Origin of the sequence: Pseudomonas sp. Marseille-Q5299, assembly GCF_943737035.1 — a bacterium.
Lineage (GTDB): Bacteria > Pseudomonadota > Gammaproteobacteria > Pseudomonadales > Pseudomonadaceae > Aquipseudomonas > Aquipseudomonas putida_E.
Genome location: NZ_CALSFR010000003.1, coordinates 89,784 through 102,312 on the forward strand (window position 1 = coordinate 89,784; position 12,529 = coordinate 102,312).

Annotated in this window: 11 protein-coding genes; 2 read left to right on the forward strand and 9 right to left on the reverse strand. The window is 63.6% G+C overall.

Translation table 11 applies throughout. The features are described from left to right. Positions 1–151: 151 nt before the first annotated feature. The 3 genes from gabP to NGJ21_RS09065 form a co-directional block, all read right to left on the reverse strand. Positions 152–1,546: a GABA permease gene (gene gabP / locus NGJ21_RS09055; RefSeq protein WP_012312603.1), complete on the reverse strand. Its 1,395-nt coding sequence runs from the start codon at positions 1,544–1,546 to the stop codon at positions 152–154. A 363-nt stretch (positions 1,547–1,909) separates the two neighbouring features. Beyond that, on the reverse strand, positions 1,910–3,253 hold the full coding sequence (locus NGJ21_RS09060) for an MFS transporter (protein WP_046785158.1): 1,344 nt from the start codon (positions 3,251–3,253) through the stop codon (positions 1,910–1,912). 165 nt (positions 3,254–3,418) lie between these two features. After that, positions 3,419–4,369: a 2-hydroxyacid dehydrogenase gene (locus NGJ21_RS09065; protein ID WP_251962039.1), complete on the reverse strand. Its 951-nt coding sequence runs from the start codon at positions 4,367–4,369 to the stop codon at positions 3,419–3,421. 177 nt (positions 4,370–4,546) lie between these two features. Here NGJ21_RS09065 and NGJ21_RS09070 point away from each other — a divergent pair, with 177 nt between their 5' ends. Then, positions 4,547–5,356: a LysR substrate-binding domain-containing protein gene (locus NGJ21_RS09070; RefSeq protein WP_502943510.1), complete on the forward strand. Its 810-nt coding sequence runs from the start codon at positions 4,547–4,549 to the stop codon at positions 5,354–5,356. A 115-nt stretch (positions 5,357–5,471) separates the two neighbouring features. Here the strand turns inward: NGJ21_RS09070 and gudD are convergent, their stop codons facing one another. Then, the gene (gene gudD, locus NGJ21_RS09075; protein ID WP_012312599.1) at positions 5,472–6,827 is read right to left on the reverse strand and encodes a glucarate dehydratase; all 1,356 of its coding nucleotides are present in this window, start codon (positions 6,825–6,827) and stop codon (positions 5,472–5,474) included. A gap of 19 nt (positions 6,828–6,846) precedes the next feature. Beyond that, positions 6,847–8,199, reverse strand: coding sequence for an MFS transporter (locus NGJ21_RS09080; RefSeq protein ID WP_046785155.1), 1,353 nt, complete (start codon positions 8,197–8,199; stop codon positions 6,847–6,849). 261 nt (positions 8,200–8,460) lie between these two features. On the opposite strand from NGJ21_RS09080, the gene NGJ21_RS09085 reads away from it, so the two are divergent. Further along, entirely contained in the window at positions 8,461–9,159 is a 699-nt protein-coding gene (locus NGJ21_RS09085) for a FadR/GntR family transcriptional regulator (RefSeq protein ID WP_046785154.1), read from the forward strand. A 9-nt stretch (positions 9,160–9,168) separates the two neighbouring features. Here the strand turns inward: NGJ21_RS09085 and NGJ21_RS09090 are convergent, their stop codons facing one another. The 4 genes from NGJ21_RS09090 to NGJ21_RS09105 form a co-directional block, all read right to left on the reverse strand. Further along, entirely contained in the window at positions 9,169–10,179 is a 1,011-nt protein-coding gene (locus NGJ21_RS09090; RefSeq protein ID WP_039603560.1) for a zinc-dependent alcohol dehydrogenase family protein, read from the reverse strand. A gap of 150 nt (positions 10,180–10,329) precedes the next feature. Further along, positions 10,330–10,920 (reverse strand): HAD family hydrolase, encoded by a 591-nt coding sequence (locus NGJ21_RS09095; RefSeq protein ID WP_012312595.1) that lies wholly within the window; start codon positions 10,918–10,920, stop codon positions 10,330–10,332. Continuing rightward, on the reverse strand, positions 10,917–11,786 hold the full coding sequence (tesB, locus tag NGJ21_RS09100; protein ID WP_012312594.1) for an acyl-CoA thioesterase II: 870 nt from the start codon (positions 11,784–11,786) through the stop codon (positions 10,917–10,919). The genes NGJ21_RS09095 and tesB overlap by 4 nt, the downstream gene beginning before the upstream one ends. 91 nt (positions 11,787–11,877) lie before the next feature. Further along, entirely contained in the window at positions 11,878–12,450 is a 573-nt protein-coding gene (locus NGJ21_RS09105) for a GNAT family N-acetyltransferase (protein ID WP_046785152.1), read from the reverse strand. Positions 12,451–12,529 lie beyond the last annotated feature (79 nt).

Genomic DNA, 12,529 nt, shown 5'->3' on the forward strand with positions numbered 1-12,529 from the left:
AAGGCCAGTCGAATCCCACGACACATGTTGCACACTCCCTTGCAAGCTAGGAGACCGGAGTGTACGAAAAAAGTGATGGCACGGATACATCACGCCATCGGTCCATGGTGGCCGATCAACCCGGCCACCATGGAGGTATCACCGCCGCCGCTCAACCGAGCGAGCGCACCCCCGCCGCCTGTCGTTCATGACCGCGCGCGGTGACGATGCCAAGGAAGGAAATGAAGATTGCCAGGCTCAATGTAGCGGTCACCTCCACCCGGTGCTCGGGCGTATACATCATCACCGCCAGCGCCCCGCCAATGAAAATGATCACCGCCCAGGTCAGCCAAGGGAACAGCCACATGCGGAATTTCAGTTCCGCGTTTTCACGCTCCAGGCGGCGGCGCATGCGCAGCTGGGAGATGGCGATGACCATGTAAACCAGCAGCGCAATGGCGCCGGAGCTGGCCAGCAGGAACTCGAACACACCCTTGGGTGCGAAGTAGTTGAGGATGGCGATGGCCGCGCCGATCAGGGTGCTGCCGAACACGGCAGCGCGTGGCACGCCGACCTTGGAGGTCTTGTTGAGGAAGGCCGGTGCATCACCACGCTTGGCCAGTGAGTACATCATCCGCGAAGCGATATAGATCGATGAGTTCATGCAGCTGGTCACGGCCACCAGCACCACCAGGTCGACCATGAAGGCGGCATTGGGGATGTTCATGATTTCCAGCGCACGCTGGTAAGAACCCACCACCGCAAGCTGCGGGTCGTTCCACGGCACGATCGAGATGATCACGAAGATCGACAGGATGTAGAAGGTACTGATACGCCAGATCACCGAGCGCGTGGCCTTGGCGATGTTACGCGACGGGTCGCTGGATTCGGAGGCGGCAATGGTCACCGCTTCAGTGCCGATGAAGCTGAACATCACGGTGATGAATGCACCGATCACGGCAGACCAGCCGTTGGGCGCAAAGCCGCCGTAGGCGCTCATCAACCCGCTCAACCCGCTGACTTCGCGGTTGGGCAACCAGCCCATCAGGGCCGCAAAGCCCAAGCCGATGAAGCAAAGGATTGCCGTGACTTTGAGAATGGCGAACCAGAACTCGAACTCACCGTACTTGGCCACGCTGAACAGGTTGGTGCACGCCAGCAGCAGCACCGAAGCGAGGGCGAAGATCCAGCTGTCCACCTGTGGGAACCAGGCGTTGAGCACATGCCCGGCGGCCAGTGCTTCGATCGGGATCACCAGCACCCAGAACCACCAGTACAGCCAGCCGATGGTGTAGCCGGCCCAGCGGCCGATGGCCTGGTCGGCATAGGTGGAGAACGAACCGGTGTCGGGGTGCGCCACGGCCATTTCGCCGAGCATGCGCATGACCAGCACCACCAGGGTCCCGGCCACGAAGTAAGAAACAATGGTGGCTGGCCCGGCTGCCGCGATGGCGTGCCCGGAGCCGACGAAAAGACCGGCGCCGATGATGCCCGCGATGGACAGCATCGTTACATGACGTGGCTTGAAACCTTGTGCAAGGTTGCCATCAGTTCCCACGGTGTTCATTGATGTTGTTCTCTTTTTGCTGACACAAGGAAGGACGGGCAGGCGTAGGCGAAAATATCTCCTTTGGATTCAATGAGTCGACACCTTGCTGGCGCGCTGTTGTTGATCTTTGGCGCGCGTCACAAAGCAGGGCGCCAGTGCGGTTCGGGGTTCATTTAAGCCGGCTGAGGCTGCAGGAAATTACACGAGAACGCCTCGCAACTGTTCGATCACGACAGCGCTTTTCCATAAACGTCAGATGTCGTGGATGGCATGTCCAGACGCGCCTGATGGCCATTTGAGGGTTTTGTTTTTCATCTGGGTATGCGTAACAAATACAAAAAAGCCCCGGTCTCCCGGGGCCTCTGTTGCTCAGGCGTCTGCCTACGCCTGCCCCGTCCGTTCGAAGCGCCGGGCCAGCAACAGGTAAGCGAAGATCCCCAGCACGCCGTGGGCGGCCACGAACCAAAGTGCGTTGTCGAAGGAGCCGGTGCTGGCCACTACGTAGCCGATCACCAGCGGGGTGACGATGCCGGCAATGTTGCCGATGCCGTTGAACACGCCACCGCACAGGCCGACCATTTTCTTCGGTGCCACATCCGACAGCACCGCCCAACCCACCGCTGCCAGGCCCTTGCCGAAGAATGCCAAGGTCATCAGGGCAATTACCGCCGCGTTGCCATCCACGTAATTGGCCAGCACCAAGGTGGTGGACAACGCCATGCCGATCACGAACGGCGTCTTGCGCGCCCTGGACGGGTGCACGCCACGGCGGATCAGCCAGTCGGACACGAAGCCCCCAAGGATGCCGCCGGTAAAGCCGCAGATCGCCGGCAACGCGGCCACCCAGCCGGCCTCCATGATGGTCATGCCACGGCCCTTGATCAGGTAGATCGGGAACCAGGTGATGAAGAAATAGGTGAGCGCAGTGATGCAGTACTGCCCCAGGTAGACCGCCCACAGGTTGCGGCTGGTGAACAGCTGCGCAAGCTCCGCGCGGGTCGGTTTGCTCTTGGCCGTCTTGCGCTCTTTTTCCAGGTCGACCAGCGCTCCGCCTTCACGCATGTAATCGAACTCTTCACGGCTCAACCCTGGTGCGCTGTGCGGCTCATGGTAAAGGCGGAACCACACCACGCTCAGCAGCAGGCCGAGCACGCCCATCCAGATGAATACCTGCTCCCAGCTCATCGTGTGGGTCATCCACGCCATCAGCGGCGCGAACACCACCACTGCCATGTACTGCGCCGAGTTGAACAGCGCCGATGCGGTACCGCGCTCGCGGGTGGGGAACCAGCAACTGACGATGCGCGAGTTGGCCGGGAATGCCGGTGACTCCACCAGGCCGAGCATGAAACGCATGGAGAACAACGCCACCGCAGCCGACACACCGGCCAGGCCCAGCCAGCCCACTGTGCCTTGCAGCAGGGTGAACAGCGACCAGAGAATCAGGCTGATGCCATATACGCGGCGTGCACCGAAGCGGTCCAGCAACCAGCCGCCTGGCACCTGGCCGAGGGCATAGGCCCAGGCGAAGGCAGAAAAGATCATGCCGAGCATGACCGGGTCCAGGCCAAGGTCTTTGAGTACCTCGGTGCCAGTGATCGACAGGGTGGCGCGGTCGGCATAGTTGATGACCGTGATGACAAAGATCAGCGCCAGGACAAGGAAGCGATGGCGGCCGATTGCGGCGACGGCCTGCGGTGCGGCGACGGCGGATTTGCTGTTCATGTGTACCCTCTTGCTTCTCGATGGAAGCGATTGTTCTTGTGCAGAGAAGGTGTGGCCTTGTGGTGTCGCTAGTGGCCCTATCGCCGGCAAGCCGGCGCCTACAGGTACATCACCGGGCTGTAAAGCAGTGGGCTCCCAGTGGGAGCCGGCTTGCCGGCGATGGGGTTACGCGCAGTTCGGCGGCACCTCGCCGCGGAAGCAGGCTGCGAGGTTGTCCAGCACCATTTGCCCCATTTCCAGGCGGGTCTGCAGGGTGGCGCTGCCTCGGTGCGGCTGCAGGCTGACCTGGTTGAGGTCACACAAAGCCGGTGGCACATGGGGTTCATCGACGAACACATCCAGCCCCGCACCGGCAATGCGCCGTTCGCGCAAGGCCTCGACCAGTGCGTCCTCATCCACCAACTTGCCGCGCGCCACGTTGATCAGGTAGCCCTGCGGGCCCAGCGCGTCGAGCACTTCGGCGCTCACCAGCACCTTGCCGCCATCAGCCGAGGCCGCTACCACCAGCACATCCACCGCACGCGCCAGTTCGACCAGGTCAGCGACGAAGCGGTAGCCACAGCCGTGCTGTTCGCGCCGGCCGTTGTAGGCAATGTGCATGTCGAAGGCGGCAGCGCGGCGGGCAATGGCCTTGCCGACTTGCCCCAGGCCAACGATGCCCAACGCACTACCACTGACCTTGCGCGCCAACGGCAGGTTGACCGTGCCCCACAAGCCATCACGCACCAGACGTTCACCTTCGCCCAGGCGGCGTAGTGTGTTGATGATCAACCCCATGGCCATATCGGCCACGTCATCGGTGAGCACCCCCGGGGTCGTGGTGACATGTATGCCGCGCTTCGCCGCGTGGTGCAGGTCGACAGCGTCGGTGCCGATGCCACTGATGGCGATGATCTGCAGCGCTGGCAGTTGATCCATCAGCGCATTGGCCAAGCCTTTGGCGCCACCGGTGACCACCCCACGAATACGAGGGCCGACGTCATCGAGCAGTTGTTGAGGATTGTCATGTCGATACAGCCGATGCACCTGGTAGGCACTGACCAGTTGCGCATCGATGGCATCCGGTACCGGCTGGGTCAGCAGCAGCTCGACGGCTGCGGTGTTGTCGTTGTTCATCGTTGATATCCGGCAACTTCAAAGGTGTGACTCGATGCTAGGCCGGCATGCGATACAGGTCTAATATAGATGGTGGATCGAATAATTCAGGAATTGAATCATGGAGCTGCACCAGTTGCGCTGCTTCGTAGCGGTTGCCGAGGAGCTGCATTTGGCCGTGCCGCCAGCCGCCTGCACATGACCCAACCGCCGTTGAGCCGGCAGATCCAGCTGTTGGAGCATTCGCTGGGGGTGCTGCTGCTCGAGCGCAACAACCGCCAGGCGCGGCTCACGCTCGCCGGGCAGAGCTTTCTGGAAGATGCCCGGCGCATACTGCAGATTGCCGAATCGGCCAGCCAGTCGGCCCGGCGCATTGCCCATGGCGAGGCTGGCCGACTGACGCTGGGCTTCACAGCGGTCGGGGCCTACAGCATGATCCCGCGCCTGCTGGTGCACGCCGCCAAGACCGTACCCGACATCGAACTGGTGCTCAGCGAGCGCATCTCCGCAACCCAGGTGCATGACCTGGAGGCTGGGCTGATCGATGTCGGTCTGGTGCGCCAGGTACTGCCCAGCGCGCGCGTGGAGTACCTGCCGATCCACCGCGAGCCCTTCGTCGCCGCCCTCCCCGTCGGCCATGCACTGGCAGCGCGCGAGCGGCTCAAGCCGATCGATTTCGATCAGCAGCCGTTCGTGATGTACAGCGCCAACGAGGGGCGCTACTTCCATGATCGCATCGCCAATCTGTTTGCCCGCCACGAGGTGCAGCCGCGTTATCTGCACCAACTGGGGCAGACGCATTCGATTCTGGGGTTGGTGAATGTCGGGCTGGGCTGTGCGGTGGTGCCGGCATCGGCGCAGGCGCTGCGGCTGGAGCAGGTGGTGTTCAAGCCAATGGTGGGGACGGACCAGCAGGCGGAGATCTTTCTGGCGTATTGCCGGGATAATCCGAACCCAGTGCTGGGCGCGTTTGTGGCGATGGCTCGGGCATTTTTTGAGGCGGGGTGAGGGGGCTGCTGCGCAGCCCAATCGCCGGCAAGCCGACTCCCACAGGTACTCCGCTGCTCTCAAGCTCAGCGCAAACCCAGTGGGAGCCGGCTTGCCGGCGATAGGGCACCGGGCTTCAACGCACCAGGCAAGGCCGCTTGTTATCGAACGTCCAGCCGGGGATCAGGAACTGCATCGCCACACCGTCATCCCGCGCTCCCAGCCCCATGCTGCGGTAGCACTCATGGGCCTTGGCCAGTTGGTCTTCATCCAGCTCCACCCCCAGCCCTGGGCGCTCTGGCACGCGCACATGGCCGTCGACGATGCGCAGCGGCTCGCGGGTAAGGCGCTGGCCGTCCTGCCAGATCCAGTGGGTGTCGATCGCCGTGATCTCACCCGGCGCCGCCGCGGCCACCTGGGTGAACATCGCCAATGAAATATCGAAGTGGTTGTTCGAATGCGAACCCCAGGTCAGGCCCCAGTCGTTGCACATCTGCGCCACCCGTACCGAGCCCTGCAAGGTCCAGAAGTGTGGGTCGGCCAAGGGGATGTCCACCGATTGCAACTGGATCGCATGGCCCATCTGGCGCCAGTCGGTGGCGATCATGTTGGTGGCGGTGGGCAAGCCGGTGGCACGGCGGAACTCGGCCATCACCTCACGGCCCGAATAGCCGTTTTCGGCACCGCACGGGTCTTCGGCGTAGGCCAGCACGTGGTGCTTGTCACGGCACAGGGCGATGGCCTCTTGCAATGACCAGGCGCCATTGGGGTCAAGCGTGATGCGCGCTTCGGGGAAGCGCTCGGCCAGCGCCGTCACCGCCTCCATCTCCTCTTCGCCACGCAGCACGCCGCCCTTGAGCTTGAAGTCGCTGAAGCCATAGCGCTGCTTGGCGGCTTCAGCCAGGCGCACCACGGCCTCAGGGGTCAGTGCCTTCTCGTGGCGCAGGCGGAACCAGTCATCATCGGCGTCGGCCTCATTGCGGTAAGCCAGGTCAGTCTGCTGGCGGTCACCGATATAGAACAGGTAGCCGAGCATTTTCACCGCGTCGCGCTGCTGGCCTTCACCGAGCAGCGCGGCCATGGGCACATTGAGGTGCTGGCCGAGCAAGTCCAGCAGCGCCGATTCGATGGCCGTCACCGCATGCACGGTAATGCGCAGGTCGAAGGTCTGCAGGCCACGCCCGCCGGCATCGCGGTTGGCGAAGGTCTGGCGCATGGCATTGAGCACACGCTGGTAGTGACCGATCGGCTGGCCGACCACCAGGCTGCGGGCATCTTCCAGGGTCTGGCGGATCTTCTCGCCGCCGGGCACTTCGCCCAGGCCCGTGTTGCCGGCGCTGTCACGCAGCACCACAACGTTACGGGTGAAGAACGGGCCATGGGCGCCACTGAGGTTGAGCAGCATGCTGTCATGGCCGGCTACCGGGATCACGCGCAGGTCGGTGACCACGGGGGTGCTGGTGTGGAGTGCGGGAGTCGTCTGCATGTTCATGGTTGTTGTCTCGCAGTCATCAGTGGGTCTGGCCCAAGGCCGAAGGGGCCTTGAGGTCATTGGAGGGGACGCCCTTTGGGCGAGTGCGCACGAAGAACACCGCAATGGCCGCCAGCACCGAGGTCACGGCCAGGCCGTACAGGCCACCCTGGATCGACCCGGTCTGCTGCTCGAGCAGGCCGAAGGTGGTGGGCGCGACGAAGCCGCCCAGGTTGCCCACCGAGTTGATCAGGGCGATCACCGCCGCAGCGATACGCGCGTCCAGATAGCCTTGGGGGATCGGCCAGAACAGTGACGAAGCGGACTTGAAACCGATGGCGGCAAAGCACACCGCGACAAAGGCGAACACCGGCCCGCCCGTGGTCGACATGAACATGCCGATGGCCGCGATCACCAGGGCAGCAGCCACCCAGGCCTGCTGGAACTTCCAGCGTGAGGAGCCAGCGGCGAAGGCATACATGGCCAGAATCGAGATCAGCCACGGGATGGAGTTGAAGAAGCCGACCTGCAGGTCGCTCAGGTCACCCATGCGTTTGATGATGCTGGGCAACCAGAAGGTCGCAGCGTAGATGGTCAGCTGGATGCAGAAGTAGATCAGGCAGAACAGCACGATCTGGCGGTCCTTGAGCAAGCTCCAGGACGATACCTTGACGGCGCCGGTGGCTTCGCGCTCACGTTGCTCGCGGTCGATGGTATCGACCAACGCGTCCTGCTCGGCCTTGCTCAGCCACTTGGCGTCGTGCGGTTTGGAGTCGAGCCAGAAGAACACGAAGAAGCACAGCGTGACCGAGGCCATGCCCTCGATGAACAACATCCACTGCCAGCCATGCATGCCCAGGCCCTGGATCTGCATCAGCGCGCCGGCCAGTGGGCCGGAGATCAGCGAAGCCAGCGCCGAGCCGCTGAGGAAGATGGCAATCGCCTTGCCGCGTTCGGCACCTGGCAGCCAGCGGGTGAAGTAGTAGATCACCCCAGGGAAGAAGCCGGCCTCGGCAACACCGAGCAAAAAGCGCAGCACGTAGAACTGGGTTTCGTTCTGCACGAAGGCCATGGCCGTGGCCACCAGCCCCCAGGTGAACATGATGCGGGTCAGCCACAGGCGGGCGCCGACGCGCTGCAACAGCATGTTCGAGGGCACTTCGAACAGCGCATAGCCGATGAAGAACAACCCGGCACCAAAGCCATAGGCCGCAGCGCTGATGCCCAGGTCGCTTTCCAGGTGTGGCCGGACGAAGCCGATGTTGACGCGGTCGAGGTAGTTGACGATGAACATGATCACGAACAGCGGCAGGACGTGGCGCTTGACCTTGGCCACGGCGCTGGCCAGCACGTCGCCGCCGTTACGGGCAGACGGATCGAGGGTGTCGTTCACTTGTGTATCTCCCACTAATTGTTTTTGTGCGGGTCGAGGTGGTCTGACATGACAGTGGGCAGAGCATATGCGCGGCGAAGTTGTACGACAAGATGGCGATTGTCGTTAAAAACACAAAATACAAGCTTATAGATCGTATAAAAGCGGCGATAAAGCTAATAAGTTCACTTTTCAGGTTGCCCGGCGCTGCGAAAAAACAGGCAGAAAATATTTTTATCGACTAACTTGTCGTACAAGCTAACTCGCCAACCGGAGCGGCCCATGCCCCAGCAGCCCCGCAAAACAGGCCACAGCCGTGCCCACGACCTGGTCTCCAGCCTGACCCAGCAAATCCTGCTGGGCACCATCAAGCCGGGCGACAAACTGCCGTCGGAAAACACCCTGGTGCGCGAGCACGGTGTCAGCCGCACCGTGGTGCGTGAAGCCCTGTCGAAGCTGCAGGCCTCTGGCCTGGTAGAACCGCGCCATGGGATTGGTACGTTCGTGATGGCGCGCCCGGCGCAGGCCGGGTTGCGGGTGGGTGTGGAGAATGCCGCAAGCGTGCGTGACCTGCTGGAACTGCGCATCGGCCTCGAAGGCCAGGCAGCCGCCCTCGCCGCCGTGCGCCGCAACGAACACCACCTGGCACGCATGCGCCAGGCGCTGGACGATTATCAGGACCTCGCCGCCGCCGGTGACAGTTGCATCGAAGCGGACCGCCGCTTTCACCTGCTGATCGCCGAGGCCACCGGCAACCTGTACTTCAGCGAGATGATGGCGCAGCTGGGCAATGGCCTGATTCCACGCAACCGCATGGCCATCGCCGAACGCGCCGGGGCCAACCTGGCCCGGCATGCCTACCTGGCCAACCTGGAGCATGAGGCGATTCTCAACGCCATTGGCCGGCAGGACCCGGATGCGGCACGGGCGGCGATCTGCCTGCATCTGTCCAACAGCCGGGACCGCTTGTTGCCGGACTGAGGCTGGCGATTACCAGGTCAGGCAGATCTTGCCGAAATGCCGGTTGCTCTCCTGGTAGCGGAACGCTTCGACGATCTGCTCCAGTTCGAAATGCTTGTCCACCACAGGCAGCAAGCCGTTGGCGTCGATCGCCCGGACCATCGCCTGCTGCTGCGCGCGGCTACCCACCAGCACACCCTGCAGCCGGATCTGCCGCACCAGCGCCTGAACCAGCGGCAACTGCCCGGCGACACCGGTAAGGATGCCGATCAATGACACATGGCCACCGATCCGTGCGGCAATCATCGACTGCTCCAGCGTCGCCGGCCCGCCTACCTCGATCACATGATCGACGCCACGGTTGCCGGTGAGCTCACGCACCTTCTCGCCCCAGGCCGGGGTGCTCTTGTAGTTGATCAGGTGGTCGGCGCCCAGGGCCTTGAGGCGTTCGAGCTTGGCATCGCTGGACGAGGTGGCGATTACCGTGGCGCCTGCCAGCTTGGCGAACTGCAGGGCGAAGATCGACACGCCGCCGGTGCCCTGCACAAGTACGGTGTCACCGGGCTTGAGGTGATCGTCGCTCATCAGCGCACGCCAGGCCGTGAGGCCGGCGGTGGTCAGGGTGGCGGCCTCGGCGTGGCTGTAGCCCTTGGGTGCCAGCGTGAAGGAGGTGGCGCGGGCGGTGACCTGTTCACGGGCGTAGCCGTCGATGCCGTCGCCCGGCACGCTGGCGAAGCCTTCGACCAGTGCCTGGCCATCGAGCCAGTCCGGGAAGAAGGTGCTGACCACGCTGTCGCCTACCTTGAACTCACTGACGCCCGCCCCGACAGCGGTCACTTCGCCAGCGCCATCGGCCATGGGAATGCGCCGCTCGCTCGGCCCCCACATGCCGCTGACCACGGCAAAGTCGTGGTAGTTGAGGGAGCTGGCGTGCAGGCGAACGGTGATCTCGCCGGGCTTGGGCGCAGCCGCCTCGCAGGTGCCGACTTCGACCTTGTCGTAGCCGCCGCCAGGTTGCACGTAGATGGCTTTATGGGTCATGGCTGGTTCTCCATTTGGGGAAAAGACTGGGGGTGAGCATAGACAGTAACGGCCCTATCGCCGGCAAGCCGGCTCCCTCAGGTGCTCGGGCAGCCTTCAGCAGCGGTGATCAACTTGCCGGCGGCAGGGCAAGCGCAGGCTACCGAAAACTCAGCCCAGCAACGCCCGCAAAGCCCGGCAGTCCACCGCATGCCAGTCCACCAGTTCCGGCCATGGGTTATCCGGCAGGTTTACCAGCACCGTGCGCGCCCCGGCCGCTCGGCCGCAATCCAGGTCGAAGCGGTAGTCACCCACCATCACCAGTTCGCTCGGCGCCACACCCCAGGCACTGGCGATCTTCAGCAGGCCATCGGGGTTGGGCTTGGGCGCCGCCTCGTCACGACCGAGCACGTGCTCGACGGCAAAGCAATCCGCCAGGCCGATCGCCTCCAGCGTGACATGCGCCAGCTCACGCGCATTGCGGGTAAGGATGCCCAACCGGCAGCCACGCCCGGCCAGCTCCCGCACCAGCTCCACGGCACCGGTAGCAGCAGTCGAGGCAACCGCCAGGTCGCGCTCGTGCTCCAGCAGCCACGCATGCTTGGCGGCCGCTTGCGCCGCAGGTAATGCCGCCAGGTGGGTGAGGATGTCGTCCTCGGGCGGAATCTCCAGCGCCTCACGAATGGCGGCAAAATCATGCACCGCCACGGTAAGGGTGCCGTCCATGTCGAACACCCAGTTGCGGATATCGGCCAGGCTCATGCCCAGTCCTTGCGGTGACGGATCAAGCCTTCCTGCGAAGACGACGCCACCAGTTGCCCGGCACGGTTGTAGATACTGCCCCGGCAGAAACCACGGGCATTGCCGGCCCAAGGACTGTCGGTGGCGTACAGCAGCCACTCATCGGCGCGCAGGTTGCCGTGGAACCACAACGAGTGGTCGAGGCTGGCGATCTGCATGTCGCGCTGCCACACCGATTTGCCATGGGGCAGCAGCGAGGTGGTCAGCAGGCCAAAGTCCGAGGCGTAGGCCAGCAGGTACTTGTGCAGCGCGGGCACGTCCGGCAGGGTGCCGTCGGCGCGGAACCAGGTGTACTTCACCGGGTCGCCGGGCTTGGGGTTGAACGGGTCACGCTCGGTGACCGGGCGTATCTCGATCGGCTTGGCACATAGCACCTTGTCACGAATGCGCTCAGGCAGGTGGTCGGCCATGGCGCGGGCCAGTTCGACCTCGCTCGGCAGGTTCTCCGGCCCGACCACATCAGGCATCTGCGCCTGGTGCTCGAAACCTTCCTCGTCGTACTGGAACGACGCACTGCAAGTGAAAATGGTCTGGCCCTTCTGGATGGCCGTCACGCGCCGGGTACTGAAGCTGCCGCCATCGCGCACACGGTCTACCGAATAGACCACCGGCAGGCTGGCATCGCCAGGGCGCAGGAAGTAACCGTGCAGCGAATGCACATGGCGCGCGTCTTCGACCGTCTGGCTGGCCGCCGACAGTGACTGGCCCAGCACCTGGCCACCGTACAGCTGGCGGAAGCCCAGGTCCTGGCTGCGCCCACGGAACAGGTTCTCCTCGATCGACTCGAGGCTCAACAGGTCGACCAGGTCGTCCAACACATGACTCATCGGGGGTTCTCCTAGCAAGGCATCACAGCTCTACGGCGCTTTCATGAAGGCAAATGATACAGGGTTTGTCATCGGCACCGCGCATGACCGCTCATTCAGCGCGCAAGGTCTGCTCCCAGCGGGGCCGGTCGATGCGGTACAGCACGTGGGGCCGCAGCGGGTGCCCGGCGGGCAGGCGCGGGTGCTCGAAACTGCCTTGCAGGTCCTGCTCCATGCCGATGGCCTGCATGACCTTCTGCGACGGCAGGTTGGCCTCGGTAGTGAACGACACCACCTCCTCCAGTCGCAATTGGGCGAAAGCACAACGCAGGCAGGTCCACGCCGCCTCGCTGGCAAAGCCCAGGCCCCAGTGGCGCCGGGCAAGGCGCCAGCCGATTTCCACGGCCGGCGCGAACGGCGCATCGAAGTTGACGTTGAGCAGGCCGGTCATGCCGATGAAGGCGCCGCTGTCCTTGCGCTCCAGGGCCCACAGGCCGAAACCGTATTCGTTGAAATGGCCGCGGATCCTGCCGATCAGTGCCGCCGCCTCCAGCCGCGTCATGGGGGCTGGAAAGTAACGCATCACCTGCGGGTCGGCGCTCATGGCGGCGAACTCGCGCAGGTCGTCGTCATGCCATTGGCGTAACACCAGGCGGGCGCTTTCCAGTTCAAGGATGGGGGTCATGGGGCGTGCTCCGGTTTTGCCGTGCTACAGGTTCAGCGTAGGCGCGGCGCAGTACTTTTACCCACAACCCAACAACTGG